Source organism: Mesorhizobium sp. M1342, assembly GCF_040317955.1.
In the GTDB taxonomy this organism is placed as follows: domain Bacteria; phylum Pseudomonadota; class Alphaproteobacteria; order Rhizobiales; family Rhizobiaceae; genus Mesorhizobium.
In genome coordinates, this window is the sequence record NZ_JAMYLI010000003.1 from 186,871 (window position 1) to 212,533 (window position 25,663).

The 25,663-nt window shown below is 64.3% G+C and carries 27 protein-coding genes; 16 read left to right on the forward strand and 11 right to left on the reverse strand.

Annotation, left to right across the window (positions count from 1 at the left end):
* Positions 1–136: 136 nt before the first annotated feature.
* On the forward strand, positions 137–850 hold the full coding sequence (locus NKH06_RS04135; protein ID WP_352892324.1) for a 3-keto-5-aminohexanoate cleavage protein: 714 nt from the start codon (positions 137–139) through the stop codon (positions 848–850).
* On the opposite strand, the gene NKH06_RS04140 is transcribed toward NKH06_RS04135, so the two are convergent.
* Genes NKH06_RS04140 through NKH06_RS04150 form a run of 3 tightly spaced genes read right to left on the reverse strand, consistent with a single transcriptional unit; the run spans position 847 to position 4,825 of the window.
* Positions 847–2,031 (reverse strand): serine hydrolase domain-containing protein, encoded by a 1,185-nt coding sequence (locus tag NKH06_RS04140; protein WP_352892325.1) that lies wholly within the window; start codon positions 2,029–2,031, stop codon positions 847–849. The two genes, NKH06_RS04135 and NKH06_RS04140, sit on opposite strands and share 4 nt — an antisense overlap.
* Positions 2,032–2,034: 3 nt before the next feature.
* A complete protein-coding gene (locus NKH06_RS04145) occupies positions 2,035–3,636 on the reverse strand; it encodes an ABC transporter substrate-binding protein (RefSeq protein WP_352892327.1) in 1,602 nt (533 codons plus the stop codon).
* A 55-nt stretch (positions 3,637–3,691) separates the two neighbouring features.
* Positions 3,692–4,825, reverse strand: coding sequence for an NAD(P)/FAD-dependent oxidoreductase (locus NKH06_RS04150; RefSeq protein ID WP_128306019.1), 1,134 nt, complete (start codon positions 4,823–4,825; stop codon positions 3,692–3,694).
* A 137-nt stretch (positions 4,826–4,962) separates the two neighbouring features.
* Here NKH06_RS04150 and NKH06_RS04155 point away from each other — a divergent pair, with 137 nt between their 5' ends.
* A complete protein-coding gene (locus tag NKH06_RS04155; protein ID WP_128306018.1) occupies positions 4,963–5,580 on the forward strand; it encodes a helix-turn-helix domain-containing protein in 618 nt (205 codons plus the stop codon).
* Between the two features lie 356 nt (positions 5,581–5,936).
* On the opposite strand, the gene NKH06_RS04160 is transcribed toward NKH06_RS04155, so the two are convergent.
* Positions 5,937–6,932, reverse strand: a complete 996-nt coding sequence (locus NKH06_RS04160; protein WP_023813854.1) for an ornithine cyclodeaminase family protein — start codon at positions 6,930–6,932, stop codon at positions 5,937–5,939.
* Between the two features lie 127 nt (positions 6,933–7,059).
* On the opposite strand from NKH06_RS04160, the gene NKH06_RS04165 reads away from it, so the two are divergent.
* Positions 7,060–7,521: an Lrp/AsnC ligand binding domain-containing protein gene (locus NKH06_RS04165; RefSeq protein ID WP_023813853.1), complete on the forward strand. Its 462-nt coding sequence runs from the start codon at positions 7,060–7,062 to the stop codon at positions 7,519–7,521.
* On the opposite strand, the gene gcvA is transcribed toward NKH06_RS04165, so the two are convergent.
* A complete protein-coding gene (gcvA, locus tag NKH06_RS04170) occupies positions 7,518–8,417 on the reverse strand; it encodes a transcriptional regulator GcvA (RefSeq protein WP_352892329.1) in 900 nt (299 codons plus the stop codon). The two genes, NKH06_RS04165 and gcvA, sit on opposite strands and share 4 nt — an antisense overlap.
* A 127-nt stretch (positions 8,418–8,544) precedes the next feature.
* Here gcvA and NKH06_RS04175 point away from each other — a divergent pair, with 127 nt between their 5' ends.
* Positions 8,545–9,249: an SDR family oxidoreductase gene (locus NKH06_RS04175; RefSeq protein ID WP_023813851.1), complete on the forward strand. Its 705-nt coding sequence runs from the start codon at positions 8,545–8,547 to the stop codon at positions 9,247–9,249.
* Positions 9,250–9,299: 50 nt separating this feature from the next.
* Positions 9,300–10,358: a Gfo/Idh/MocA family protein gene (locus NKH06_RS04180; protein ID WP_352892331.1), complete on the forward strand. Its 1,059-nt coding sequence runs from the start codon at positions 9,300–9,302 to the stop codon at positions 10,356–10,358.
* A gap of 81 nt (positions 10,359–10,439) precedes the next feature.
* Here NKH06_RS04180 and NKH06_RS04185 read toward each other — a convergent pair whose 3' ends face one another.
* The gene (locus NKH06_RS04185; protein ID WP_352892332.1) at positions 10,440–11,039 is read right to left on the reverse strand and encodes a DUF922 domain-containing Zn-dependent protease; all 600 of its coding nucleotides are present in this window, start codon (positions 11,037–11,039) and stop codon (positions 10,440–10,442) included.
* 117 nt (positions 11,040–11,156) lie between these two features.
* Between NKH06_RS04185 and NKH06_RS04190 the strand changes: the two genes are divergently transcribed.
* Positions 11,157–11,651, forward strand: coding sequence for a hypothetical protein (locus tag NKH06_RS04190; RefSeq protein WP_352674218.1), 495 nt, complete (start codon positions 11,157–11,159; stop codon positions 11,649–11,651).
* Between the two features lie 50 nt (positions 11,652–11,701).
* Here the strand turns inward: NKH06_RS04190 and pdxR are convergent, their stop codons facing one another.
* The gene (gene pdxR / locus NKH06_RS04195) at positions 11,702–13,126 is read right to left on the reverse strand and encodes a MocR-like pyridoxine biosynthesis transcription factor PdxR (protein WP_352892335.1); all 1,425 of its coding nucleotides are present in this window, start codon (positions 13,124–13,126) and stop codon (positions 11,702–11,704) included.
* A 35-nt stretch (positions 13,127–13,161) separates the two neighbouring features.
* Here pdxR and NKH06_RS04200 point away from each other — a divergent pair, with 35 nt between their 5' ends.
* The 3 genes from NKH06_RS04200 to NKH06_RS04210 all read left to right on the forward strand — a co-directional run bounded on the left by NKH06_RS04200 (position 13,162) and on the right by NKH06_RS04210 (position 15,801).
* A complete protein-coding gene (locus NKH06_RS04200) occupies positions 13,162–13,914 on the forward strand; it encodes a pyridoxamine 5'-phosphate oxidase family protein (protein WP_352892336.1) in 753 nt (250 codons plus the stop codon).
* A gap of 64 nt (positions 13,915–13,978) precedes the next feature.
* Complete coding sequence (locus NKH06_RS04205) at positions 13,979–14,431, forward strand: GNAT family N-acetyltransferase (protein ID WP_352892338.1); 453 nt, start codon at positions 13,979–13,981, stop codon at positions 14,429–14,431.
* Positions 14,432–14,601: 170 nt separating this feature from the next.
* Entirely contained in the window at positions 14,602–15,801 is a 1,200-nt protein-coding gene (locus NKH06_RS04210; RefSeq protein ID WP_352892393.1) for an aminotransferase-like domain-containing protein, read from the forward strand.
* Here the strand turns inward: NKH06_RS04210 and NKH06_RS04215 are convergent.
* Complete coding sequence (locus NKH06_RS04215) at positions 15,778–16,080, reverse strand: hypothetical protein (RefSeq protein ID WP_352892340.1); 303 nt, start codon at positions 16,078–16,080, stop codon at positions 15,778–15,780. The genes NKH06_RS04210 and NKH06_RS04215 overlap by 24 nt on opposite strands.
* A 330-nt stretch (positions 16,081–16,410) precedes the next feature.
* On the opposite strand from NKH06_RS04215, the gene NKH06_RS04220 reads away from it, so the two are divergent.
* The 7 genes from NKH06_RS04220 to NKH06_RS04250 all read left to right on the forward strand — a co-directional run bounded on the left by NKH06_RS04220 (position 16,411) and on the right by NKH06_RS04250 (position 22,906).
* Positions 16,411–16,839 (forward strand): VOC family protein, encoded by a 429-nt coding sequence (locus NKH06_RS04220; protein ID WP_352892342.1) that lies wholly within the window; start codon positions 16,411–16,413, stop codon positions 16,837–16,839.
* Positions 16,840–17,061: 222 nt separating this feature from the next.
* A complete protein-coding gene (locus NKH06_RS04225; RefSeq protein WP_352774087.1) occupies positions 17,062–17,544 on the forward strand; it encodes a hypothetical protein in 483 nt (160 codons plus the stop codon).
* A 94-nt stretch (positions 17,545–17,638) separates the two neighbouring features.
* Positions 17,639–18,256: a cysteine peptidase family C39 domain-containing protein gene (locus tag NKH06_RS04230; RefSeq protein WP_352774089.1), complete on the forward strand. Its 618-nt coding sequence runs from the start codon at positions 17,639–17,641 to the stop codon at positions 18,254–18,256.
* Between the two features lie 24 nt (positions 18,257–18,280).
* Complete coding sequence (locus NKH06_RS04235; RefSeq protein WP_352774091.1) at positions 18,281–19,348, forward strand: D-alanine--D-alanine ligase family protein; 1,068 nt, start codon at positions 18,281–18,283, stop codon at positions 19,346–19,348.
* Positions 19,349–19,501: 153 nt separating this feature from the next.
* Positions 19,502–21,490 carry an AI-2E family transporter gene (locus tag NKH06_RS04240; protein WP_352611189.1) on the forward strand — a complete coding sequence of 663 codons (1,989 nt, stop codon included), beginning with the start codon at positions 19,502–19,504 and terminating at the stop codon, positions 21,488–21,490.
* Between the two features lie 147 nt (positions 21,491–21,637).
* Positions 21,638–22,309 (forward strand): glutathione S-transferase family protein, encoded by a 672-nt coding sequence (locus tag NKH06_RS04245; protein WP_352722018.1) that lies wholly within the window; start codon positions 21,638–21,640, stop codon positions 22,307–22,309.
* Positions 22,310–22,417: 108 nt separating this feature from the next.
* Complete coding sequence (locus tag NKH06_RS04250) at positions 22,418–22,906, forward strand: GNAT family N-acetyltransferase (RefSeq protein WP_352892344.1); 489 nt, start codon at positions 22,418–22,420, stop codon at positions 22,904–22,906.
* A gap of 57 nt (positions 22,907–22,963) precedes the next feature.
* Here the strand turns inward: NKH06_RS04250 and NKH06_RS04255 are convergent, their stop codons facing one another.
* The 3 genes from NKH06_RS04255 to NKH06_RS04265 all read right to left on the reverse strand — a co-directional run bounded on the left by NKH06_RS04255 (position 22,964) and on the right by NKH06_RS04265 (position 25,594).
* Positions 22,964–23,965, reverse strand: a complete 1,002-nt coding sequence (locus NKH06_RS04255) for an aldo/keto reductase (protein ID WP_352892345.1) — start codon at positions 23,963–23,965, stop codon at positions 22,964–22,966.
* 71 nt (positions 23,966–24,036) lie between these two features.
* Positions 24,037–24,189: a DUF982 domain-containing protein gene (locus NKH06_RS04260; protein WP_352892347.1), complete on the reverse strand. Its 153-nt coding sequence runs from the start codon at positions 24,187–24,189 to the stop codon at positions 24,037–24,039.
* A gap of 514 nt (positions 24,190–24,703) precedes the next feature.
* Positions 24,704–25,594 (reverse strand): LysR family transcriptional regulator, encoded by an 891-nt coding sequence (locus NKH06_RS04265; RefSeq protein WP_023813832.1) that lies wholly within the window; start codon positions 25,592–25,594, stop codon positions 24,704–24,706.
* Between the last annotated feature and the right edge of the window lie 69 nt (positions 25,595–25,663).

A 25,663-nucleotide genomic window follows, 5' to 3' on the forward strand; every position in this document is an offset into this window, starting at 1 on the left:
TGAGATTGACGATCAGAGAGGCTTGCGATCTGTCACGCCTCCCTCTGCCCTGCCGGGCATCTCCCCCACACGGGGGGAGATTGGCGGTTTCACCGCCGCATGACTAGACTGTCACTTCCTGTGCAAGGTGAGACCGATGATCGTCCAGGCCTGCATCAACGGCGCGCGTCCGCGCGATTTCCATCCCGCGCTGCCGCTGACTGCCGAGGCGATGGCCGGCGATGCCGCCGCCTGCGTCGCCGCGGGTGCCTCCGAACTGCACATCCACCCGCGCGGCCTTGACGGGCGCGAAAGCCTCGCGGCCGTCGATGCCACCGTGCTGGCGGTGCGTCAGGCCTGTCCGGGCACGCTTATAGGCGTGTCGACGGGCGCCTGGATCGAGAACGATGTCGAGCGGACCCGTGCGGCGATCTTCGGCTGGCGGGAACTGCCCGACTATGCATCGGTCAATCTGTCGGAGGTGGATGCGCCTCGCGTGATGGAGCTGTTGCGCCAGCGTGGCGTCGGCATCGAGGCCGGGCTTGCCACCGTCGCCGACGCTGAGCGCTTCGTGGCGCTTCCCGACCACGATCGGGTGCTGCGCATCTTGATCGAGATCGACATCCCGGACCTGCCCGTGGCACTCGACGAGGCACACGGCATCGCCACGGTGCTCGATCGCGCCGGGGTACGGCGGCCGATCCTGCTGCATGGCGTCGATGCAACTGTCTGGCCCTTCGTCAAGGTTGCGCATCGCAAGCGCTGGTCGACACGGGTCGGTCTGGAAGACGGCAAGACACTCGCCGATGGAACTGTGGCGAAGGACAACGCGGCGATCGTCGCTGCCGCCGTGGCGATCTTTCGCGGCTAGTTTTCCAGAATGATCTGGATCGCCTTATCCACCACCGGATGCAAGCCACTGGCCTGGAAGGACAGCCGGTTGCCGGAGCCGACATTGCTGGTCATGGCGATGGTCAGCTCTGAGATCGGGTCATGCAGCATGACGGCGACGTAGCCGGGGATACTGCCCTGGTGGCCGTAAAAGGCGCGGTTGGCGTAGGCGCTCTGGAACATGCCGGCGCCGGTCTCGCGCATGCGGGTGCCCGGAAAACTCGCTGGCACGCGGTGTTCGAACATCTCGGCGAAGAACGGCGGCGACAGCACTCTGCCGGAAAAGAGACCGCGCATGAAGCTCACCATGTCGGACGGCGTCGACACCATGTCGCCGCAGCCATAAGCGGCGCCGAACGGGAAGGAATCGGAAGAATCCTGCAATTCGTCGGAGTAGCGCAGCACGCCGTCCATGCGCCACATCTCGCCGCCGGAGGCGATGTCGGTGGGCGCATTCGCCGGCGGCGGGGGGCGGTGGTAGTAGCCACGCACCATCGACTTTTCCGGAAAGGCTTCGGTGGCCGGCGACCAGGTATTCTCCAAGCCGAGCGGCTGCAGCACCGCGCTTCTGACATAGCCGCCCAGCGACTGGCCTGTCACCGCCTCGATCACCATGCCGGCCAGCACATAGCCGGTGTTGTTGTAGACGGCGGGTCCGCCCGGCGCCTTCTGCTTGTCGGAAGCGAAGGCGATGTCGACCAGTTGCCGCGGCGTCCATTGCCGGCTCGGATCCATCGGAATGTAATATTCGAACTCCGGCAGGCCGCTGCGGTGGTTGATCAACTGGCGCACCGAAATGTCTTTTGCTTCCGGCAGGTAAGGAAACCAGCCGGAGATCGGCGCTCCGAGATCGAGCTTGCCGTCCTGGGCGAGCTTGGCCAGGGCCGCGGCAACGAAGGTCTTGGTGCAGCTGCCGATCTTGAACAGGCGTTCAGGCGAGAGGGCAATGCCATGCTCCCGGTCGGCGAGGCCGGCGGTCAGGGTGGTTGGTGCGGCGCCAGTGGAGTATGCGAGTGATGCGCCTACCGCGCCATCGGTGAGATAGGTCTTGAGGAGGGCGTTCAGGTCTTCACGCATGGATTCTGCTTTCGCCGCTAAATTGCTGGTTTCATAGATGATGTCGGTGCGTCCTCGGGCCGAGCCCGAGCGCAGGGTCGCCAAGCTTCACTCCGCCATATCGACATCGGCAAAGTTCTGCCGGCCGAAGGGGTCGAGCACGTAGTTGAGCACGCTCTTGCGGATCGGGATCGCCACCACCGAATGGGCGATCGGCGCCACCGGCACCTCAACCTTCAGGATCGCTTGCGCCCTGGCATAGATCTCGGCGCGCTGTTTCGGATCGGCGGCGACGCGGCCGTCCTGCAGCAGCTTCTCGAAGGCCGGATCGCACCAGCGCGAGCGGTTGGAGCCGCCCTTCACGCCGTCGCAGGACAGCAGGTAGCTCAGCATGTTGTCGGGGTCGCCATTGTCGCTGCTGCCGCCGAGCAGGTAGGCGTCCTGTTCGCCCGCCGCGGTGCGCTTGAGATATTCGCCCCATTCAAAGCTGACGATCTCGGCCTTGACGCCGACTTTCGCCCAGTCGGCCTGGATCATCTCGGCCATGCGCTTGGCGTTGGGATTGTACGGCCGCGATACCGGCATCGCCCACAGGCTGATTTTCAGGTCGCTCTCGTGGCCGGCTTCCTTCAGCAGCGCCTTCGCGCCATCCGGGTCATAGTCGATGCCGGCATCGGTGACGGCGCCGATCTGCGCCGGCGGCACGACGCTGCCGGCGACCGTGCCGGCGCCGGCATAGACGGCGTCGACGATCGCCTTGCGGTCGACGGCCTTGGCCAGCGCCATGCGCACGCGGACATCGCCGAGCGGCTGATGTTCGACATTGAAGCCGAGAATGCCAATGTTCTGGCCCTTGAGGTCGAGCACGGTGATGTCGGGATCGGTGCGCAAATCGGCGACGGCGCTTGGCGGGGGCGGGGCGGCGACCTGGCACTCATTGGCCTTGAGACGCTCGACGCGCGTGGTCGGTTCGGGCGTAACGGCGAAGACCAGAGTGTCGATCTTCGGCGCGCCGCGCCAATAATCCTTGTTGGCGGCGTAGCGGATCTGGCTGTCGGGGACATAGGCCTGCAGCACGAACGGGCCGGTGCCCACGGGCTCGCTATCGATCAGTTCCGGCGTGCCGGCGGCGACCATCTTTTCGGTCTGCTCCAGGGACAGGATGGAGAGATAGTCGAGCGCAATGCCGGGCAGGAAGGTGACATTGGCAGCCGTCAGCGTGAAGCGCACGGTGTGGTCGTCGACCTTGTCGATCTTGTCGATCAGCGTGCCCATGCCCAGTGCGTTGAAATACTCGTAAGCGCCGCCGCCGAGCTTGTGGTAGGGATTGCTGGCGTCGCGCTGGCGGTTGAAGGTGTACAGCACGTCGTCGGCATTGAACTCGCGCGACGGTGTAAAGTGGTCGTTCGACTGGAATTTCACGCCGTGGCGTAGGTGGAAGGTGTAGATCTTGCCTTCGGCTGAGACCTCCCAGCTTTCGGCCAGCGCCGGCCCGACTTCGGTCGTGCCAGGCTTGAACTCGACCAGCCGGTTGAAGATCGTCTTGGCGGCGGCATCCATGGTGGAGTCCGCCGTGCCGATCGCCGGGTTGAAGGTCTCGGGATTGGCTTCCGAGCAATAGACCAAGGTTTTGGCGTAGGCCTGTCCGCCAAGAAGGACGGACGAGGCCAGCAAGGACGAGGTAAGGACTGCGCGCAGAACGGATTTCATCGCAAACGCTCCTGATGACACTTTACGGGTTGGGGGAAGGGCAGGCCGGTGAAGTTCATGGCGTCGCCGCCGGGGTGATGAAACGGTTGGGCGCAAGCGCGGCGGACGTGATACCGCGTGCCGTGAGATCGTCCGGCAGCGGCTGGCCGCGCAGCAGCACTGAGCCCAGCCGCGCCAGCGTCAGCGACACCTGGAAACCGTAGCCGCCCTGGCCGCCAAGCCAGAAGAAGCCGGGCAGGCGAGGGTCGAAACCGATGACCGGCGTGCGGTCAGGCGAAAAGGTGCGCAGGCCCGCCCAGGGCGTCGACGGACGGCCGATGCGCAGCGACGTCGCCTGTTCGATGCGGTCGACGGCGATGGCGACGTCGATGTCTTCCGGATAGGTGTCGCAGGGTTCGGAATCGGTCTCGTCGGCCAGCGAGCCGATCAGCCTGCCGGCATCGGGCTTGAAGTAGAATTGTTCATGCAAATCGACCACCAGCGGCCAGGCGCTGATGTCCATGCCGGCGGGCGGATCGAACAGGAAGGCGGTGCGGCGCTTCGGCCGGAAGCCGAGACCGGAGAGACCGGCCAGCCCGGCGACGACATCGACCCAGGCGCCAGCGGCGTCGACGACGATGTCGGCCTGGTAGGCGCCGGCACTGGTGGTGACGCTGAAGCCGTTTGCGACGCGGGAAATCTCCAGCACTTCCTCGCCGGTGCGGATCACGCCGCCGCCGGCCTTGAGCGCGGAGGCTGAAGCCGCAAGCATCTTTCCCGTGTCGACATCGAGCGCGCCGGGTTCATGCACGCCGCCGCAAGTGGTTGCCGTGGCGATGACCGGCACCAGAGCGGTGACTTCTGCTGCTGACAGGCGCCGTACGCTCGGCACCAGTGCCTGCATCTCGGCCGCCATGCGGTCGACGGCTGCACTGTCTTCGACACCGCCGACGTGCAGCGCGCCGCGCCGGTGGGCGGCGAAGCCGCCATCGATGATCGCCTGTCGGCTGGCTAGCGACAGCGCCCGCACCAGTGCATTGCCATAGGTTTCTGAAAACAGCGCGGCCGAGCGGCCGCTGGCGTGATAGCCGAGATGCGGCTCGCGCTCGAGCACTGTGACCTCGGCCCAGGGCTGCACGGCAGCCGCCAGCGAAAGGCCGGCAATGCCGCCGCCGATGACGACGATTTTTTGGATAGACTTGGATTGCATGCCCTAGGGGTAGAAATAATTTCGTATCCAGTCAATATTTAGCGTATAAGAAAATTGTTGGTGTTGTTGATGGCGGCAGAGAGTTGGACTACCTAGGGTGGACTGGCGGCTCGATGGGCCGCGCAACGGAGCTGACGATGTCGGAGCAACCGAACCTCGGTGATTGTCTGCGCGGCTTGAGGAAAACGCATGGCTGGACCTTGCAGGAGGTCAGCACGCTGACCGGCGTCGCGGTGTCGACGCTGTCCAAAGTCGAGAACGACCAGATGTCGCTGAGCTACGACAAGCTGCTGCAGATCTGCGAGGGGCTGAACATCCATGTCACCGAGCTGCTCAGCGGCGACCGCAAGCAGCCGGCCGCGCGCACCCGTCGTTCGGTGACTTCGCAGTCCAACACGCTGCGCCAGCTGACCCGCAACTACGACTACCGCTATCTGGCCACCGATCTGGTGCGCAAGCGCATGGTGCCGATCCACGCCTATGCACGCGCCCGCACGCCGCAGGAATTCGGCCCGCTGACCAGGCATGCCGGCGAGGAATTTTTGATCGTGCTCAAGGGCGAGATCGAACTGCACACCGACCAGTACGCGCCGGTGCGGCTGAAACAGGGCGACAGCGTCTACATCGATTCCACCATGGGTCATGCCTACCTCTCGGTCGGCGAGGGCGACGCCGAGATGCTGTGCGTCTGCTCCGGCGACGAGCCTGATATGGAAGGCACGCTGCTGAGCGTGCTGGAGACGGTGGAGGGGTAGGGACTAACATTCTCGATGGCTGCGCCGCCCCTCATCTGGCTGCCGCCATCTTCTCCCCGCAAGGGCAGGGCTATCGCATATGGAATTCCTGAGATGTCTGCCCGGCACGGACCCCCACCCCTAACCCCTCCCCACAAGGGGGAGGGAGACTTCCGTTGGCGCTGACCCAAGAGAATCGCCTGTCTTTTCGGCGCCAACAAGAATTAAAGGCACGCGGCAGCATTCCCTCCCCCTTGTGGGGAGGGTTAGGGTGGGGGTTCTTCCTCGCAAGAATCCATATGCGATAGCCCTGCTGTAAACGGGGAGAAGGACGATCCTATTGACGGGCGGCGCTGGCTTCGACAATTGAGCCCCCACTACATCGCAACCACACGCCCCATTCCCCGCCGAACCGCCTCGCGATAGGCGAGATCGGCCGCCACCATGTCCTCCATAGCAACGCCCATGGCCTTGTAGACGGTGACCTGATCGGCGCTAACCCGTCCCGGCCGCCGCCCGAGCAGCATGTCGCCGAGCTCGGTTCCGGTTTGCGGATCGAGGTCAGCGAGTTCGCAGGAGCCGACCGGCGTCGGGGCAAAGGCCTCCCTGGTCTCGACGAACAGGCTGGCCCTGCCGATAAGCTCGACCGGCAGTTCGCCGCCGGGCGGGGCGACGCCGACCGATGAGATGTGAGTGCCGGGCCGCACCCAGTCGGCCGAGATCACCGGCGCATAGGAATGCGTTGCCAGGCAGACGACGTCGGACGAACGCACCGCGGCCTCGATATCGGCGACGGCGACGACGCCGGGATGCTGCGCGGCAAGCGCCTGCGCATCGGCGAATTCCTTCGAGACGACGCGGATCTCGGTGAAGTCGCGCACCAGCGGCAGAAGATTGAGATGCTGGCCGGCCTGCACACCGGCGCCGACCACCGTCGCGACCTTGGCGTCGCGGCGGGCGAGTTCACGCACCGAGAGCACGGCGGAGCCGGAGGTGCGCACGGCGGTGATGTAGGTGCCGTCCATGACGCAGACCGGCATGCCGGTCTGCGGATCGAACAGATGGATGGTGGCGAGGTGGCTGGGGATGCCTCTGGCGACGTTGCCCTCGAAGACGTTGACGATCTTCACCGTCAGATGCATGCCTGCCATCCATGCCGACATCGCCAGCGAATAGCCGACCTGCGGAATGTCGAGCTGCGGCCGTGCCGGATTGACCACCTTGCCGCCGGACAAGGCCTTGAAGCCGCCGGCGAGCACGTCGAGAAGCTGGCGCAGGTCGATGCAGGTTTTCACCTCGGCCTCGCTCAGGATGAGTACGGGCGTGTCACCCTTGGCCTGGGCGCTGCGGGAGGTCGATATCGCTGATGTCATGGAATCCGCTTTCGTTATGGGTTGCACGACAACGGTATTGCGATCTATCAGCGTGATGAAATATGCTGTTTTCGTTATTTTGGCGTGACTATCACGCGTGCCCGGCTCACAAAGCGTGAATCCTGAAATGGACGATCTCGACCGTATCGACCGCTCGCTGCTGCGTTTGTTGCAGGAGGACGGCCGCCGCACGACGCTCGATCTGGCGCGGCGGGTCGGCCTGTCGCCGACCGGGGCGACGCAGCGCGTCAAGCGGCTGTTCGCCGAAGGCTTCATCCGCGCCGTGCGCGCGGTGCTCGATCCTGCTCGGATCGGGCAGGCGCAGCTCGTCTTCATCGAGGTGCGGCTCGACCACACGGCGCCGCATGTCTTCGACCGCTTCGCCGAGGCGGTTCTGCGGGCGCCCGAGATCATCGAATGCCACATGGTGGTCGGCGGCTTCGACTATCTGGTCAAGGCGCGCATCGCCGACATGGCGATGTTCCAGGATTTTTTGCAGCGGGTCATCCTGCCGCTGCCCGGGGTGCGGGAAACGCACACCTACGCCTCGATCGCCAATGTGAAGCCCGACGCCCTGCTGCCGATCTAGACCGGCGGCCGTTCCCCCGCATCCAGCAGCCATTGCCGCACCGCTTGCGTCGGCTCCGGGTGCCGCTGCTTTCTCGGCATCACGACATAAAAATCCTGCGTGCCGCGCATTTCGCCGCTGACGGGCTGAACCAGGCGGCCCGTGGCGAGATCAGCGGCGACGAGGAAGCGGCTGGCCAGCGCAATGCCCTGGCCGGCGACGGCGGCGTCGATGGCGAGGCCCGTCTGGTTGAAGCGCATCCGTTTCAATTCGGTCGTCATCTTCAAGCCGACCGCTTTCTCCATGAATTCCGGCCACAGATTGTGGGCATCGTGCAGCAGCACATGGTGCTGGATTTCGGAGGCTGCGATTTCAGCAGCATCTTCCGGCAGCAAGGCCGGGCTGCAGACGGCGATGATCTGCTGGGGAAACAGCAGGTCGACGACCAGACCGGCGCCGAAGGGTGGGCGGCCCTGGCGCACCGCGATGTCGACGCCATCGGCCTGGAAGCTCGACAGGCTCTCGCTGGCCAGAACGCGCAGGTCGACAAGCGGGTTGTGCGTGACGAAGTCGTGCAGCCTCGGGATCAGCCATTTGGTGGCGAAGCTTGGCGTCACGCTGACCGTCAGCCGCGCCGGTTCGGGACGCAACAGCAGCGTCGCCTCGGAGATCAGGTCGAAGGCGCGGCGGATGTTGGGCACATAGGCGCGGCCCTCATCGGTCAGCGCCAGGCCGCGCGGCAGCCGCTCGAACAGCTTTGTGCCGAGATCGGCTTCCAACCCGCGAATGTGCTGGGCGACCGCCCCTTGAGTGACGTTCAGCTCCTCGGCCGCGATGCGGAAGTTGAGATGACGCGCCGAGGCTTCGAAGGCGCGCAGCGCATTCAATGGCGGCAGGCTGAGGAAGGCTTCGGGCATGCAGGAGTTTTTCTACAGGTTGATTTCAAGCATTCTGGTTCGAACCGGTGTGGAAAACCAGCTATATCGACGTTCAACTCCCGAAAACACCGTTTGCGGTGCCCGCCAACCCTGAGAGGAAAATCCGATGAGTGTAGAAAAAGTAGCTGTGGTGGTGGCCGGCGGCAGCGGCATGGGTGCGGCGGCGGCCAAGCGGCTGGCGGCGGACGGCTTCAAGGTCGCCATCCTTTCGTCTTCCGGAAAAGGCGAGGCGCTGGCTGGGGAATTGGGCGGGCTCGGCGTCACCGGCTCCAACCAATCCAATGAAGATTTACAGCGCCTCGTCGACCTGACGCTGGAGCGCTTTGGCCGCATCGACGTGCTGGTCAACAGCGGCGGCCACGGGCCGCGCGCGCCGATCCTCGAAATCACCGACGAGCAATGGCACACCGGCATGGATGTCTATCTGCTGAACGTCATCCGTCCGGTGCGCATCGTGGCGCCGCAGATGGTCAAGCAGAAGGGCGGCGCCATCATCAACATCTCGACCGCCTGGGTGGTCGAGCCGAGCCCGATGTTCCCGACGTCCGCCGTGTTCCGCGCCGGGCTTGCCGCCTACACCAAGATCTTCGCCAACACCTATGCCGCTGACAATGTACGCATGAACAATGTGCTGCCCGGCTGGATCGACAGCCTGCCGGCCACCGAGGAGCGCCGCGACAGCGTGCCGATGCAGCGCTACGGCACCTCGGAAGAGATCGCCGCGACCATCGCCTTCCTGGCTTCGGAAGGCGCCGGCTATATCACCGGCCAGAACATCCGGGTCGACGGCGGCATTATCCGCGCTATTTGAGGGCGTCGATCGGGAGGGGGACTCCGGCATCTCACCCCAAGGAGCAAAGAATGCGGCTTTTGATACTCGGCACCGGCTGGATGGCGCAGGAACATGCGCGGCGCTTCATCGCCATCGACGGCGTCGACATTGTCGGCGCGGTCGATGTCGATCCGGCCCGGGTCGGCGAGTTCGCCGACAGCTTTGACATTCCCAACCGCTTTACCGCGCTGGATGAGGCGCTGGCATGGGGCGAGTTCGACGCGGTGGCCAATGTCACGCCCGACCGCATCCATCACCCGACCACCATGACGCTGATCGCCGCCGGCAAGCCGGTGTTGTGCGAGAAGCCGCTGGCCGAAAACTTCGGCAAGGCGACCGAGATGGCCGACGCCGCCGAGGCCGCCGGCATCGTCAACATGGTGAACCTGACCTATCGCAACGTCGCCGCGCTGCAGAAGGCTCGCCAGATGGTGCAGGCGGGCGAGATCGGCATGGTCAGGCATGTCGAGGCGTCCTATCTGCAAAGTTGGCTGGTGTCGAAATTCTGGGGCGACTGGCGCACCGATCCGAAATGGCTGTGGCGCCTGTCGCGCGGCCACGGCTCGAATGGCGTGCTTGGCGATGTCGGCATCCACATCCTCGATTTCGCCAGCTATGGCGCCGCGGTCGACATCGACCATGTCTTCTGCCGGCTGCGCGCCTTCGACAAGGCGCCCGGCAACCGCATCGGCGACTACGGGCTCGACGCCAATGACAGCTTCGCCATGACGCTGGACTTTTCCAACGGCGCCTTCGGCGTGGTGCATGCCAGCCGCTGGGCAACAGGCCATCTCAACGAGCTGCGTCTGCGCATCTATGGCGAGAAGGGGGGCATCGAAGTGGTGCACAATCTCGATGGTTCGACGCTCAAGGCCTGCATCGGCGAAAACGTCGAGAACGCTATATGGGAAGAGCTCGACGCCGGCACGGTGCCGACCAACTACCAGCGTTTCACTGACGCAGTGCGATCCTGCGTGCAAGCCGAACCGTCCTTCCGCCATGCCGCCGAATTGCAGCAGGTGCTGGATCTGGCAGTGGTATCGGACGAGAAGCGCGCGGAGCTGCGGGCGAGTGCGGAAACGCGGTGAGCTGGGGCGAAGCGGCGGAGAGCGCGAGCGCCAGCGGTCGAGATAGCACTGCCGCCAACTTCGGATTGGAGGCTGCGCCAGTCAGGGGCCGGTTACGAGCGAAAAAACCAGTTTCTGCAAATTGCCGCCACTGCCGAATTCGACGCGGTCGAAATCGCGGCTTGCCTGCACCCGCGCCTTCGAGATCGCGTCGAGCCGCTTGACCACCTCGGCCCTGGTCTTGCTGCATTTGGGATCTTCGGCGACGGTCAGGCCGTCCGTAGCGGCTTGGATATCGTGGACCATCTGGACCATGCTGGCGCCATGCACCTTCTCATGGGCGGCGACGCCGGCGATGAAGGTTTCCCAGTTCTTCTGGACGGCGGGGGGCAGGGAGCCGGAGGGTCTTGGCAGAGTGTAGGTGACGATCAGCTTCGGCCGCCCGGCCGTCAGCACGCAGTCCTTGCCCCTGGGCTTGTAGTCCCTTAGCCCCCAGGTCAGCTTGAAATTGGTGTAGGCGATGGCACGGGCAATGCCGAGCTTTGGCCCTTTCTCGCCGATCGAGCGGTAGAGTTCGGCGCCGGACTGGCCCGAGATCGCGTAGGGCTCGATCTTCTCGACCAGCTTCCACTCGGCATGAGCGGTGAGCGGCGAGGCCAGCAGGGCGGCAAAGGACAGACACAGGCGAACGCAGGCTCTCAATCCAACTCTCCGCGAAACAGGACCGGCTGCCGCAAGGGCAATGCCATCGGATCGCTTTTCCTATATGCTGCCGACGGGCGCTGCAAATGCCCTGGAGGCAGTCAATTGGGGGGAGTCATGAGAGCTGGACATCTCGTCGTCGTCGGTGCGGTTGCGGTCCTGCAGGCCGCGCAGCCGGCGTTTGCCGCGTCGTGCAACGGCTGGAGTGCGAAGATGGAGGAAGACGAGGGCGGCAGCGTGCTGACGGCTTCGGTCTGCGGCGGGCCGAAAGGCGATGCGCATCTGATGCTCACCTGTTTCGACACGCCGGTGCTGAGCTACGATCTCGGTGCCACCGGCCAGCAGCTGGAACCTGGCATCAGCGGTTCGTTCGCGTTCAAGGCCGACGGCAAGACGGTGACCAGGACGCTGCAGCTGGAGGCCATGTACAATTACTTCGTGGTCAACCTGGCGAAAGCCGATCCGCTGCTCGACCTGTTGCGCGGGAAGGGCGATGTCAGCGTCAGTGCGGCCAAATATGGCGAGATCAGCTTTCCACTGAAGGGGTCGAGCGCGGCCATCGGCAAGGTGCTGGCGCAGTGCGGCAAGGCCGGGCCAGCGGATGGGGATTGAGGGGCTCTAGTGTTCGATGCCGGCGCAGGAATGAGGCGGTTCTCGTTGGCTCACCGGGCTTGCTGCCGAACCACCCCACCCAGTCGCGCCGTCGCGGCCATCAGCTCCTCATCCGAAAACCCCGAAAAACCCAGCACCAGACCTTGCCGGGGCGCCCCGCCGATGAACATCGAGGACAAGGCCCTGGCGCCGACACCCGCCGCCTTCGCCGCCTCGACGATCGCGGTGTCAGGACCGGCGCGCTTCAGCGTCGCCATCAGATGCAACCCCTGTTCGGGCACGGTTACTTCGAGGGCATCGCCGCAATGCGCCTCGAGGCCGGCGACCAGCACGTCGCGCGCGGCCTGGACGCGGCGGCGCACGCGCCTGAGATGGGCGGCGAAATGGCCTTCGTTCAACAGGTCGGTCAGCGCGCCTTCGGCCAGCGTCGAGGGGAAGCGGTCGGAGCGCGCCCTGACCGCCATCACGGCATCGAGCAGCGCTTCGGGCACCACGACATAGCCGATGCGCAGGCCGGGGAAGAGGATTTTCGAGAAGGTGCCGAGATAGGCGACACGGCCTGAACCGTCCATGCCCTGCAGCGAGGTCAGCGGTGGGCCGGCATAGCGGAACTCGCTGTCGTAGTCGTCCTCGATGATCCAGGCATCGTTGCGCCGCGCCCAGTCGAGCAAAGCGAGACGGCGGCGCATCGTCATCGTCACGCCGAGCGGATATTGATGCGAGGGCGTGACATAGGCCGCGCGCGCCTTGGAGCACAGGCTTTCGCCGATCTCGGGATCGAGCCCTTCCGCGTCGACCGGTACCCCGAAAACCCTGGCGCCGCTGCCGGCCAGCACGGCCTGCGCCATCGGGTAACAGGGGTTTTCGATCCAGACGGCATCGCCGGGGCTGAGCGCGGCACGCACCAGAAGATCCAGCCCCTGCTGCGTGCCCGAAGTCAGCACGATCTGGCCGGCGTCGCAGCGCACGCCGCGTGCGGTCCTGAGATAAGTTGCAATTGCCGTGCGCAGCGGCAGGCCGCCGCGCGGGTCGCCATAGCGAAAATGCTCCGGTCCGGGGCGGGCGAGGTGGCGCGACAACAGGATGCGAAACATATCGAGCGTGCGCGGATCCGACACCGCCACGCCAAGGCCGCAAGGCAGCGAGGTCGCCGCGTCGATCTCCGGCGGACGCGGCTTGACCAGTGCTGTCGGCAGATGCGGCACGTCAGGCGCGACGAAGGTGCCGGCGCCGACCTTGGCAACCGCAAACCCCTCCGAGATCAGGATTTCGAAACAGGCAACCGCCGCCGAACGCGACAGGCCGAAGCGCTGTGCGAGATCCCGGGTGGTCGGCAGTTTCGCCCCGGCGGCCAGCGCGCCGGTCTCGATCAGCCGCCGCAGCGCCGCATATAGTTCACGGCTGCGCGGGCCGTCGCCCGGCAGGACCGGGATCAGCGCCGACCAATCCGGAAAATTGGTCTGTTTTTTCTTCATCAGATTGGTTCTTTTATCAACCAATGTCATGGCGCATGGTTGGCAGACAACAACCAAGGATGCAAGCCGTGAACGACACGCCAGCCAGCTTTCCGACCACCAGCCGCAACCGCGTCAAGCGCCTGCACGAGCGCGGTAGCTACGACCATGCGGCAGTCTTCGCGGTGCTGGATGCCGGGCTGCTGTGCCATGTCGCCTATACGTTCGACAGCCAGCCCTATTGCACGCCGACCATCCACTGGCGCGAGGACGACATGCTCTACTGGCACGGCTCGTCGGCCAGCCGCATGCTGCGCAATCTGCGCGGCGGCACGCCGGCGTGTCTGACGGTGTCGCATCTCGACGGGCTGGTGCTGGCGCGCTCGGGCTTCAACCATTCCGCCAATTACCGCTCGGCGATGTGTTTCGGCACGGCGCGGATCATCGATGAGCCTGAAGAGAAACTGAAGGCGCTGGCCGGCGTCGTCGACCGCTTCTACCCCGGCCGGAGCGAGACCCTGCGGCCGATCTCGGTGCAGGAGGCCAAGGCGACGACGGTGATCGGCATGCGCATCGAAGAAGCGTCGTCGAAGGTGCGCGCCAAGGGCGTCGCCGACGACGAGGAGGATTACGGGCATCCGGTGTGGGCCGGCGTCATCCCGGTGCGGATGGTGGTCGGCGCCGCCGAGCCGTGTCCGAGGCTGCTGCCTGGGACGGTGCGGCCGCAAAACCTGGCTAGATATGCCGAGGGTGCGAGGCTCGATGAGGCGCTGACGCGGGCGCAGAGAGCGTATGAGGGCAAAGTTTAGCCAGCGCCTGGTGGGAGTGTATTCAAATCTTGCCGCTGCCGCCGCCTCGCGATATCTCGACACAATGATCACCTTCCGCCGTGCGCAGGCCTCCGACCTGCCTGATATCGTCGCGATGCTGGCCGACGATCCGCTTGGCGCCGGCCGCGAGGACGCTTCCTTGCCGCTGGCGCAAGGCTATATCGACGCTTTCAACGCCATCGACGCCGATCCCAATCAACTGCTGGCGGTGGCCGTGGATGGCGGCGAGGTGATCGGCACCCTGCAGATATCTTTCCTTGCGGGCCTGTCGCGCAAGGGCGCGTGGCGCGGGCAGATCGAGGCGGTTCGGGTTGCCGGCCACCGACGCTCGGGGGGCGTCGGCAGGCTGATGATCGAATGGGCGATCGACGCGTGCCGGGCGCGGGGCTGCAGCCTCGTCCAGTTAACCACCGACAAAGGGCGGGCGGACGCGCACCGCTTTTACGAAAGCCTCGGCTTTACCGGTAGCCATCTCGGCTACAAGAAGAGCCTATAGGCGGGCGGCTGCACACTTTTTGTGGAACGGCTCGCGGCGTTCGAGCATCGCGCCACCGCTGGCGCATTCGGGAAATCGTTCAGGCATACTTCAACTCGCGACTAAGAGGGGATATAGGTCAGTCAAGTTGACCTATATTGCAGCGTCTGGGGAGGCGTGTCGTGACCCTTATGAATCTGTTGGCCTCGCGCTCGTCGCGCATGAAAGCGTCCGAAATCCGCGAGCTCCTGAAGCTGCTCGACCAGCCAGACATAATCTCGTTCGCCGGCGGTATTCCCGATCCCGCGCTGTTCCCGGCCGAGGCGATCCGCGACGCCTATGCTTCGGTGCTCGGCGGCGCCGAGGCGGGTGCGGCGCTGCAGTACCAGGTCTCGGAAGGCTATCTGCCGTTGCGGCGCTGGCTCGCCGGGCAGATGGGCAAGCTCGGCGTCGCCTGTGACGAGGCCAACATCTTCATCACCTCCGGCTCGCAGCAGGCGCTGGATTATCTCGGCAAACTGTTCCTGTCGCCGGGCGATACCGCGCTGGTGACGTGGCCGACCTATCTGGGCGCGCTGCAGGCTTTCAACGCCTATGAGCCTCGTTACGATCGGCTGACCCCGGCCGGCGGCAACATGACGCCCGATGCCTATCGCGCGGCGGCGGCTGCAAATGGCGGCAAGGCCAAATTCGCCTATCTGGTGCCGGATTTCGCCAACCCGACCGGCAACACGCTGAACCGTGAGCAGCGCGAGGCGGTGCTCGACCTTGCCGGCGAACTCGACATCGCCGTCATCGAGGATGCCGCCTATCGCGCGCTGCGCTATGACGGCGAAGGCGAGCCGCCGATCCTGGCGCTCGACTGCATCAGGTCCGGCGGTATCGACAAGGCGCGCACGCTCTATTGCGGCTCGTTCTCGAAGATCCTGTCGCCGGGCATGCGGGTCGGTTGGGTGTGCGCGCCGCGCCAAATCGTCGAGAAGCTGGTGCTGATGAAGCAGGCCTCCGACCTGCACAGCCCGTCGATCAACCAGGTGGTGATGCATCGCGTCGCCGAAGCCGTGTTCGACGGCCAGGTGGAAAAACTTATCGGCGCCTATCGCGAGCGCCGCGACGGGCTGCTCTCGGCACTGGAAGCCAACATGCCGGAAGGCGTGACCTGGAGCCATCCGGAAGGCGGCATGTTCGTCTGGGTGACGCTGCCGGAACGGGCCGACGCCACCGAGCTTCTGGCGCGGGCGGTCAAGGAGGCGCGGGTGGCCTTCGTGCCGGGCAGCGCCTTTTACGCCGACGGCACCGGGCGCAACACGCTGCGGCTGTCCTTCACGCTCGCCGACCGGCGCGCGGTGAGCGAAGGCATTCCCAGGCTAGCCGCCATCCTGAAGGGATAGGCCGGCACCGGAAGCCGGCTTTGCCTGCGCCGTTACAGTCACCAGCCGCTCAAGCTTTGAAAGCCTGGTGCGAGCGAGCTTGCGGACCGGCTTTTCGAAACCTTCTTCGCCGTGTTCGACGACGAAGACCAACGTCATGAAATCGAGCATGAACTCATCTATGGCTGCCGCGACCTCGCGCGACCTGCCCTTGAACCGGCGCAGCAGAGCGGTTGCTTCCTCGATATCGTCGACACCTGCGCTGTCGACAAGCGCTTCGAGCCTCTGAAAACAATCCAATCGCAATTCCTCCCACCGCGCCACCAAACCCGGTTGCGAGCGGAAAGTTCCAAACTGAGAGTGGTCTCGCGAAAGAAATCGCCTCCACCGCTCGAATTCCGCGGTTTCGACCGGCCATCGGCAATTTTTTTGTTCGGGTGGAACCTCCGCGGCCAACAAAGGTTCTTACCAGGTCTGATCCCCCCTCAGACCTCTGAAGGCTAGATACGCTTTCCAAAGGCCCGCTGGATCCCCTCCCAGCGGGCCTTTTGTTTGCTGGACGGAAGGAGTATCCGCATTGACGACGCCCTGTCCGAACCTAAATTCGAACCCACACGAGGAGGCGTTTTCATGGAAACCCAGGAATTGAATCGCGGCCGGCTCATCGACCACATCCAACTGGTGGTCAGGGACCTTGCGGCCAGCCGGCGTTTCTACGAGGCGGTCCTGCAGGCGCTCGATGTCCCGATTGGCGGCAGCGGCGCCGACTTTTTCTGGGCCGACGAGCTGTTTGTCTCCACTGCCGACAGCCGGGCCGCACAGGGAAAACTCACCGGCCGCCATCACCTGGCTTTCCAGGCAAAGGACCACGCCATGGTCGATGTCTTCTACAAGGCCGGGCTGGCGGCTGGCGGCACGGACAATGGCGCACCGGGCGAACGGCCCTATCACCCTGGCTATTACGCCGCCTTCCTGCTCGATCCCGATGGCAACAACATCGAGGCCGTCCATCACGGGCCGCATAGTCGCAGCGCCGCTTCGGTGAAGATCACCTTCTAAGCTGCCGATATTCAGCCGGCCGGGATCGCGGGCGCATGGGCGATGCTGGAGAGAGAGGCTGCTTTGCGTTGCCAGATTGGTGGCCACGATGCTAACCGTGCAAATGGCGAGCGGGAATCGGTATCGAAGCAACGCGCGCTGCAAAATCCTCAATAAAACTCCCCTTACCCCCGTGGAGATATATTTTTTATGCAAAACCCAACAAGGGCGATCTGTGCCGCCATGCTTTTATTTGCGATCGGGGCCGTTGGCCTCACAAGTATATCACCTTTTGCTTATGTTTCATCGGCGCAGGCGCAGGAGGAATATCTTCCGACCCAGAAGGATTTTGTCGGCAAATGGAAACTGAACGGTGGGGCCATCCGGCCGCCGCGCGATATGAAGGATGCGCCGACACCGGAACAGGAAGCGGCCGCCAATGAATTCCAGCAGACGGTGACGGCGTTTTACGGGGCGTTCGACTATCTGGAGATCACGGCGGACGGCCGCTACAATTTCCATCAGCCGGGTGATCCGACTTCGGAGCCTTGCGTCTGGTGCGGAACCTGGTCCTTCAGCAAGAGTTCGGCGTGGCTCAAGCTGGAGACCGCGCCCCGGCTGGATATCTACGCCAAGGACGGCGACATGCAGATGACCTACACTGTCGAACCCGACGAAAAATCGAAATATGCATGGCTGGTTTTCGGTTGGACGAAGGTCGAGTAGGCGGCGGCGCACGGCTCGCCAAACGAGCTAAGCGGCTTTTCATCCATCTCGTATCCTCGTATACGAGATGGAGCCAGCCGCCCGAGGAGACCGCATGAACCCATTGCCTGAAACCGTGCCGTTTTTCAGCCAGTGGGAGACGCCCGACCTGACGCTGGACGTGCTCGCCGACGGCGCGGATGTTGCGCTCAGGCGCGATCCGCTGTGGAGGCGATCCGGGGCGGAAACCCTCGATGAGTATGCGGTCTGGGCGGCCAACATCTGCGGCATGGCGTGCCTGAAGATGATCCTGGCAAGCCGCGGCGAGATCGTGCCGACGATCGAGCTTGCCAGGCGCTGCACCTTATATGGCGGCTATGTCGTCAACGGGGGATCGATCAAGGGGCTGGTCTACGCGCCCTTCGTCAGCTTCGTGAAGGAAGCCTTCGGCCTGCGCGCCGAGGTGATGACCAATATCGCGACAGCGGAGATTCCGGTGATCATGCAGCGGACGCGCTTCTTCATCGCGTCGGTCAGCAGTTCGATCCGCTGGCCCGAGCGCGAGCCGCCCTCGAAGGGCGGTCATCTGGTGTTGGTCACGGCGGCATCCAACCAGGGTTTCCGCTTCCACAACCCGTCCGGCCATGACCCCGCCACACAGGCAGACGCAGTGTTGGCGCCGGCCGATTTCGATCGCTTCTTCGCCAATCGCGGCATTGCCGTCGCCATTTGATTTTTTGACAGTCGAGGGATTTCGATGACCGGTAAGACAAGAGTGGCCATCCTCTATGGCGGGCGTTCGGCCGAGCATGACGTGTCGCGCCTGTCGGCCGCCAATGTGCTGAAGGCGATCGACCGGACGCGCTACGACATCGTGCCGATCGCTATTTCGCGAAGCGGCAGATGGCTGCTGCAACAACTTGATGACGCGGCAGGGGCGCCGGCATCCGAAGACGGCCCGGAGGTTGCATTGTTGCCCGGCGGCAAGGGCCGGCTGGCTGCCGTGTCGCCGGACGGTACGCGGCCTGACCTGCCCCCCATCGACGTCGTGTTCCCGGTGCTGCACGGGCCGTTCGGCGAGAACGGCTCGGTGCAGGGCTATGCCGAGGTCGCCGATGTCGCCTATGTCGGCTGCGGCATCCTCGCCTCGGCCGCCGCCATGGACAAGGATGTCGCCAAGCGGCTGATGCGCGAGGCGGGATTGGCGGTTGCCCGCTCCGTCACCGTGCATCGAAACGGCAAGCATTCCTTCCAGGAGATTGCCGGGATGCTCAGCCTGCCGTTCTTCGCCAAGCCGGCGCGCCAGGGCTCGTCCTTCGGGGTCAGCAAGGTGAATGACAGGGACGGCTTCGAGCAGGCCATCGACACGGCTTTCCGCTACGACGGCAAAGTGTTGATCGAGGAATTCGTCGAGGGCCGCGAGATCGAGTTCTCGGTGCTGGAGCGCGCCGACGGGTCGCTGACGGTGTCGCTGCCCGGCGAGATCATTCCGGCCGGCAAGCATGGCTTCTACACCTATGAGGCCAAATATCTCGATGCCGACGGCGCGTTGGTCAAGGTGCCCGCCGATATCCCGGCCGATGTGGCCGAGAAGGCCAGGGATATGGCGCGGCGGGCATTCCAGGCGCTTGGCTGCGAAGCCATGGCGCGCGTCGATTTCTTTCTGCGCGCCGATGGCAGCCTGCTCGTCAACGAGGTCAACACCATTCCCGGATTCACCGACATCTCGATGTACGCCAAGGCGCTGGCGGCATCAGGCATCGGCTACAGCCAAACCATCGACGTGCTGATCGAGCACGCGCTGGCCAGGCATGCGGCGCGCTGATCCGAACGAGCGAGCCTGACTTCCATTCCGCGCGTTGAGAGCGGCCGACGCGGGCCGGATCATTGCCTGTTGAGTGAGGTGTATTTCACCGTTGGCTAAAGTTGCACGTCGGCTCTATATGCCCGATCATGGCATTTGGCAGGGAGGCATCACGTGGCCAATCGTCGAAACGGCACGGCGTCTCCGGCTGATGGGCCGGGGGACGCCCTTTCAGCGGCCGCGCTTCATCCGCGAACCTCATTGCCCAATGTGGCGGCCATCGTCACGACAGTGGCGGCACTGTATTTCGGGCGCGAGGTTTTCCTGCCCATCGCGATCGCGCTGCTGCTGACCTTCGCCCTGGCGCCGCTTGTCTCAGCTCTTAAAAAGGTCGGTATCCCCCGGATTGCCGCCGTCATTGCCAGCGTGCTCGGCGCTTTCGCGGCCCTTGGCCTGTTCTCCTTCATCGTCGCCACGCAGGTCAGCGAACTGGCGCAGAACATCCCGGTCTACCAGACCAACATCCTGACCAAGATCCGCTCGCTCAAGGAAACCGGGGTGGGGGGCGGGATCCTTGCCAGACTGAGCAAGGTGGTCGAGCGGGTCGGCCAGGAGATCGACAGGCAGGACCCCTCGCTGCCGGCTGCCACCCCGGAAAAGCCGCCGCGCGAGCCGGTGCCGGTCGAGATCGTCGCGCGCGAAAGGCCGCTCCAGGTCCTGCAGAACATCGTCGGGCCGCTGATCAGCCCGCTTGGGTCGGCCGGGCTGATCATTGTCGTCGTCATCTTCATGCTGCTCGAGCGGGAGGATCTGCGCGACCGCTTCATCCGGCTTGTCGGCTACGGCGACCTCCACCGCACCACCGAGGCGCTTCAGGATGCCGCCAAGCGGGTGGGCCGCTATCTGTTGATGCAATTGGTCGTCAACATCGTCTACGCCGTACCGATCGCGATCGGGCTCTGGGCTCTCGGTATTCCCAATGCGCTGCTGTGGGGGCTGCTGGCGCTGGCGCTGCGTTTCGTGCCCTATATCGGCCCGATCATAGGCATGCTTTTGCCGCTGTTCCTGGCGCTGGCCGTTGCGCCGGGCTGGTCGCTCGTGCTGTGGACGGCCGCCCTGTTCGTGGTGATGGAGCTGATCACCGGCAATGTCATCGAACCCTGGCTCTACGGTTCGCGGACAGGACTGTCGCCGCTGGCGATCATCGTCGCGGCGATTTTCTGGACGTGGCTTTGGGGGCCGCTCGGGCTGATCTTGTCGACACCGCTCACGGTCTGCCTGGTGGTGCTGGGCAGACACGTGCCGCAGTTTGAATTTCTCGACGTTCTGTTCGGCAACGAGCCCGTGCTCGAACCCCATGCGCGCCTGTACCAGCGGCTGCTGGCCGGCGATCCGGAAGAAGCCACCGACCATGCCGAGGAGATGCTGGAGGAGAAATATCTGGTCGAATTCTACGACAAGGTGGCCATTCCGGCGCTTCTGCTGGGCGAACAAGACCGTGTGCGCGGCGTCATGGGCGATTTGCAAAGGCGGCAGGTGGCGGCCAGTGCCCTGATGCTGGTCGCCAATCTCGACGACAGCGCGCAGGAGGAGGCAGGCGAGGAGGAGGAGCCGCCCGTGGCCGCAGAGGCGAGCGACGATGGCGATCCCAACGGAGAGGACGAGAAGACCGACCTGCCCGATGGCACGGATATGTCCGTGCTTTGCGCCGGTGGGCGTGGCGAACTCGACGACGCCGCCGCCGCGATGCTGGCGCAGGTGCTGGAGGTCCAGGGCGCGACGGTATCGAAAGCCGGCTTTGCGGATATGGAGCCCGCCAGCATTCGCCGCCTTGAGCTCGAAACCGTCGACACCGTCGTGGTCGGATTCCTGAACCGGGATTCCGTCAAGCACGCCCGTTTCCTGGTTCGCCGGCTGAAGCGCGCGAAGGCCGCACTTCGGGTGGGAATCGTGTTCTGGTCGGAGGCCGCTGCTGAGGACAAGGAGACGGCCGACAAACTGGCCCGTGACATGAACGCGGATTTCGTGGCGCATGGCATGGTCGACGCCGTGCTGGGCGCGCTGTCAAACGAGCCGCCGGTCGCGCTCAAGCTTGTCGCCAAACGGCGCATGCGGCGACAGCGGGCCGCGTCCAAGAAGGTCACGGCGGCAGCGGCGGGTTAGGCCCTGCCTTTGCCTTCTTCGGCAGTGTCGGGGTCGACAAGCCAGGCACGAATTGCGGAAAATAGTTCAGACCGATGTCGATTTCCGGGAGGCCCATTCGTCTTGACGATAGGGAGCCGAAGAATTCACCCAATCAGGAACGATGCGATGACAATCACCATCACGGCATTTAAGCGATCGCCCGATCGCGGCAAGGGACTGGCGCGCGATACGCGCGTTCGCTGGGCGCTCGAAGAAGCAGGGCAGCCTTATGAGGTTCGGTTTGTTTCCTTCGCGGAGATGAAGGCGCCTGGCCATCTGGCACTCCAGCCCTTTGGCCAGATCCCCACCTATGAGGAGGGTTCTCTCTCACTGTTCGAGACCGGCTCGATCATCCTTCATCTTGCCGAGCAGCACGCGGGCCTGCTGCCCGGCGATCGCGATGCCCGCGCGCGTGCGATCACCTGGATGTTTGCCGCACTTAACACAGTCGAGCCGCCGATCCTCGAATTAACGACGGCAAAGATATTCGAAGCTGACAAGCCCTGGAGCGAGGAGCGTTTGCCATTGGTGAAGGATCGTGTTCGCGCCTGTCTCGACAGGCTCTCGGCTCGCCTGAGCGCCGCCGAGTGGCTCGACGATGCATTCAGCGCGGGCGATCTGTTGATGGTATCGGTGCTGCTGCGACTAAGAATGTCGGGCATTTTGGACGAATATCAAAACCTTGCTGCCTATGTGGCGCGCGGTGAAGCTCGGCCCGCTTACATCAGGGCTTTCGCTGCGCAATTTGCGGTCAACGCCCCGAGCACGCTGGACAGGCATGGGGCGCGAACGCTCTGAGATGTTCGCAAAGCCAGGGATGATGCAGCGGATTGTAATTCTTGGAAATGCCGGAAGCGGCAAATGACCCTGGCGCGGCAGATCCCAGACTTTTGCAGGCGGTGAGGAATGCTTGAAATTCGCCCAGCCCAAAAAGCCGACCGGCCAGCGATCGTGCAACTGTGGCACCAGGGCTGGCATGATGCCCATGCGCATCTGGTTCCGGCCGAAATCCTGGCGTACCGAACGCCCGCGCATTTTTCGCTGTGGCTGGAGCAATCCGCCGATGCATTCCATGTGGCGGCAGCCGATGAACTGCTTGGCTTCGTCGCCATCAACGGAGCGGAGCTGGTGAAACTCTATGTAAGCCCGCAAGCACGGGGAAGCGGGACCGCCCGCGATCTGCTGTCACGCGCCGAGCATCTCTTGTCCGAGCAAGGCGTGGCTGAGGCCGAGCTTTTCTGCACGGCGGGAAATCTCCGCGCGCAGAGATTTTATGCCCGCGAAGGGTGGCGCTTGAGCCGCGCCTTCGAAGACGCACTTTGGCTGCCGGACGATGTCGCCGGCAGGTTCACCGTGGAAACCCACTGCTATCGGAAGCATCTGGGCTTTCGGTAGCCTTGTCTATTCGGAACGACCTTGGCGAGACTGTCGCGGACGCTGGAGCAGGCACCCCTACCGATCGACCATCGCCATGCCCCGCTCGGTGTAGCGCGGGCCGGAGACTTTTCCCGGCGCTAGCGCTGCGTCGAGCGCGGCCATCTCGGCGGCATCGAGTTTGATGGCGGCGGCGGCGACGTTCTCTTCCAGGTATTTTGTGCGCTTGGTGCCGGGGATCGGCACGATGTCGATGCCAAAGCCGTCGCCCTTCGCCAGCAGCCAGGCCAGCGCGACCTGGCCGGGCTTGACGCCGCGCACAGCGGCGATGTCGCTCACCTTGGCGGCCGCATCGACATTGGCGTCGTAGTTTTCGCCCTGGTAGCGCGGGTCGTTGCGGCGATAATCGCCGTCGGGATAGTCTTCCGCGCGCTTGACCTGGCCGGTGAGAAAACCGCGGCCGAGCGGCGAGAACGGCACCAGGCCGATGCCGAGTTCGCCGAGCAGCGGGATGATCTCTGGCTCCAGATTGCGCTCCCACAGCGAATACTCGCTCTGCACGGCCGACACCGGATGCACGGCATGCGCCCGGCGGATGTTGGCCGCACCCGCCTCCGACAGGCCGAAGAAGCGCACCTTGCCTTGCGCGACGAGTTCGCCTACGGCCCCGGCGACATCCTCCATCGGCACCGCCGGGTCGACGCGATGCTGGTAGAGGAGGTCGATATGGTCGGTTCCGAGGCGGCCGAGCGAGGCTTCCACGACCTCTCGAATGTGTTCGGCCCGGCTGTCGGTTCCGACCTGCTTGCCGTTTTCGATGCGAAAGCCGAATTTGGTGGCGATCGTCACCTGGTCGCGCTTGCCCTTCAGCGCCCGGCCAAGCAGGGCTTCGTTGTCGTAAGGGCCATAGACCTCGGCGGTGTCGAGGAAGGTGCAGCCGAGTTCGATGGCACGGTGCAGCGTGGCGATGGATTCGGCCTCGTCGGCCGGGCCGTAGGACTGGCTCATGCCCATGCAGCCGAGGCCGATGGCCGAGACCTGCAGCCCCTGGCTGCCGAGTTTGCGTGTGTTCAGGGTCATGGTGGAGTCTCCAAGGAGGGGATGCCGCGACTATAGCAGCCGCGTCGACGTTGGCCGATTCAATCGACACTCTATTCGATCAGGATGTGGGCTTCACGCGCGGCCTCGACGAGCGCCGCCCTGGCGACGTCGGGGGCGACATCGCCGCTCGTTGCCCGCCGGCAGGCGCGCAGCGCGGACTGATGCTTCGGGCTGCCTGCGTCACGCCAATGTGTCGTGAGCAAATCAATGCCTGCTGTGTATTGGACAGATGGTGGATGGAACCGGTGACGCCGACCGAAACCGCCACAGGCTTCGAGAACCATGCCGTTTGCATTGGAACTACCTCGATAGGGCTGAAGCGATAAACGCCTATGGCCGCTCAAAGGTTTCGTCGATGCCAATCAATCCGGTGTGAGAGTTGCCGATACCTCCCGATGGCATTGGGCGACCCATCTTGTCCGCGCGGCTCACATGTTCGAGGAGACGTCGCGGGTGGACGGTGTTTTGGGTTTGTGGGCGGCACGTTGCCGCGGCGCCTGATGGGCGGGGCGGGGTTTGACTGTGTTCACGACAGTGGGCGCCTGCGCCTTGCGGCGCTTGAGCCAGCTGGCTGACAGTTCGGCAAGGAGACTGCGCAAGCCTTTCACGACGTCCTCCTCTTGTAAGGGTGACAAGGTAATTTTCGTCGCCCCAACTTGTTCCGCCGGAAATCATTCCGCGAAAAATAAAGGTTCTTGCCGGCGAAAGCGCCGGGCATCACCTGCCGATATAGGCGGCCAGTTCGTCCGGCGTCCCATTCGGGAAGGCCTGTTTCAGAAAATCCAGGAACGCCGACACGCGCGCGCTGAGCAGCCGCCGGGAGGGGTAGAGCGTCCAGAGAGCGATCTCCGGGCCATCGATGTCCCCCCAATTCACCAGGGTGCCGTCAGCCAAATCGTGGCTCACCAGGGAAATTGGGAGACGTCCAACACCGACGCCGGCCCGCACCGCATCCCGCACCATGATCAGCGTCGACAGAGCAAGGACAGGCTCGACCGCAATCGTCGAGCGGCCACCATGGTCCTTCACGTGCCATGTCTGGCGTTCGCCTGTGCCGCGTGCAACGCCAGGAGCGGCCTGCCCACCGGTCGTACGAGGAAGGTCCGGGCTCGCCACAACGACCAGGCGGTCGCGGAGAAACGCCCGTCCGACCAGGCTTTCGTCGGGTTTCGGATTGACCCGGATCACCAGGTCGTAACCTTCCTCGATCATGTCGACAGCCCTGTCCTCCGTCGTGACCTCAAGCCTCACCTCGGGATGCTTGAGGGTAAATCCCGCGGCGATCCTTCCCATCGCGGTCTGAGAAAAATGCAGAGGTGCGCTGATCCGCAGTCTGCCCTTGGGTCTTTGGCCGCCCGAGGCGATCTCGGCGGCCGTCTCGTCCAGCTCGGCGAGCAAGGTCCCCGTCCGCTCGAAGAGTGCTCGCCCTTCCTCGGTGAGCTTCAGGTTGCGCGCACCCCGTTCAAACAGGCGCAGGTCAAGGCTGCTCTCCAAGTCTCCAACCCGCCGGGACAGCGTTGCCTTGGGCCGGCCGGTGGCCCTTGCCGCTTTGCCGAAACCCCCATGGCGGGCAACGAGGTTGAAATCGGTCAGGGCCAGAAGATCCATGAGTGTTCCACCAGTGAGACGGTACGTCTAAAATTTCGGCCTGTTTGACTGTTTGTGAGCCACACATAT

Excerpts from the sequence above, each read along its gene's own strand:
- NKH06_RS04265 (WP_023813832.1), bottom strand. The coding sequence starts at position 25,594 with ATGGATCTTCTGGCCCTGACCGATTTCAACCTCGTTGCCCGCCATGGG.
- NKH06_RS04180 (WP_352892331.1), top strand. The coding sequence starts at position 9,300 with ATGCGGCTTTTGATACTCGGCACCGGCTGGATGGCGCAGGAACATGCG.
- NKH06_RS04155 (WP_128306018.1), top strand. The coding sequence starts at position 4,963 with ATGTCGGAGCAACCGAACCTCGGTGATTGTCTGCGCGGCTTGAGGAAA.
- NKH06_RS04175 (WP_023813851.1), top strand. The coding sequence starts at position 8,545 with ATGAGTGTAGAAAAAGTAGCTGTGGTGGTGGCCGGCGGCAGCGGCATG.
- NKH06_RS04250 (WP_352892344.1), top strand. The coding sequence starts at position 22,418 with ATGCTTGAAATTCGCCCAGCCCAAAAAGCCGACCGGCCAGCGATCGTG.
- NKH06_RS04165 (WP_023813853.1), top strand. The coding sequence starts at position 7,060 with ATGGACGATCTCGACCGTATCGACCGCTCGCTGCTGCGTTTGTTGCAG.
- NKH06_RS04255 (WP_352892345.1), bottom strand. The coding sequence starts at position 23,965 with ATGACCCTGAACACACGCAAACTCGGCAGCCAGGGGCTGCAGGTCTCG.
- NKH06_RS04200 (WP_352892336.1), top strand. The coding sequence starts at position 13,162 with ATGGTTGGCAGACAACAACCAAGGATGCAAGCCGTGAACGACACGCCA.
- NKH06_RS04230 (WP_352774089.1), top strand. The coding sequence starts at position 17,639 with ATGAACCCATTGCCTGAAACCGTGCCGTTTTTCAGCCAGTGGGAGACG.
- NKH06_RS04225 (WP_352774087.1), top strand. The coding sequence starts at position 17,062 with ATGCTTTTATTTGCGATCGGGGCCGTTGGCCTCACAAGTATATCACCT.
- NKH06_RS04150 (WP_128306019.1), bottom strand. The coding sequence starts at position 4,825 with ATGCAATCCAAGTCTATCCAAAAAATCGTCGTCATCGGCGGCGGCATT.
- NKH06_RS04135 (WP_352892324.1), top strand. The coding sequence starts at position 137 with ATGATCGTCCAGGCCTGCATCAACGGCGCGCGTCCGCGCGATTTCCAT.
- NKH06_RS04145 (WP_352892327.1), bottom strand. The coding sequence starts at position 3,636 with ATGAAATCCGTTCTGCGCGCAGTCCTTACCTCGTCCTTGCTGGCCTCG.
- NKH06_RS04245 (WP_352722018.1), top strand. The coding sequence starts at position 21,638 with ATGACAATCACCATCACGGCATTTAAGCGATCGCCCGATCGCGGCAAG.
- NKH06_RS04205 (WP_352892338.1), top strand. The coding sequence starts at position 13,979 with ATGATCACCTTCCGCCGTGCGCAGGCCTCCGACCTGCCTGATATCGTC.
- gcvA (WP_352892329.1), bottom strand. The coding sequence starts at position 8,417 with ATGCCCGAAGCCTTCCTCAGCCTGCCGCCATTGAATGCGCTGCGCGCC.
- pdxR (WP_352892335.1), bottom strand. The coding sequence starts at position 13,126 with ATGAAGAAAAAACAGACCAATTTTCCGGATTGGTCGGCGCTGATCCCG.
- NKH06_RS04220 (WP_352892342.1), top strand. The coding sequence starts at position 16,411 with ATGGAAACCCAGGAATTGAATCGCGGCCGGCTCATCGACCACATCCAA.
- NKH06_RS04210 (WP_352892393.1), top strand. The coding sequence starts at position 14,602 with ATGAATCTGTTGGCCTCGCGCTCGTCGCGCATGAAAGCGTCCGAAATC.
- NKH06_RS04190 (WP_352674218.1), top strand. The coding sequence starts at position 11,157 with ATGAGAGCTGGACATCTCGTCGTCGTCGGTGCGGTTGCGGTCCTGCAG.
- NKH06_RS04235 (WP_352774091.1), top strand. The coding sequence starts at position 18,281 with ATGACCGGTAAGACAAGAGTGGCCATCCTCTATGGCGGGCGTTCGGCC.
- NKH06_RS04160 (WP_023813854.1), bottom strand. The coding sequence starts at position 6,932 with ATGACATCAGCGATATCGACCTCCCGCAGCGCCCAGGCCAAGGGTGAC.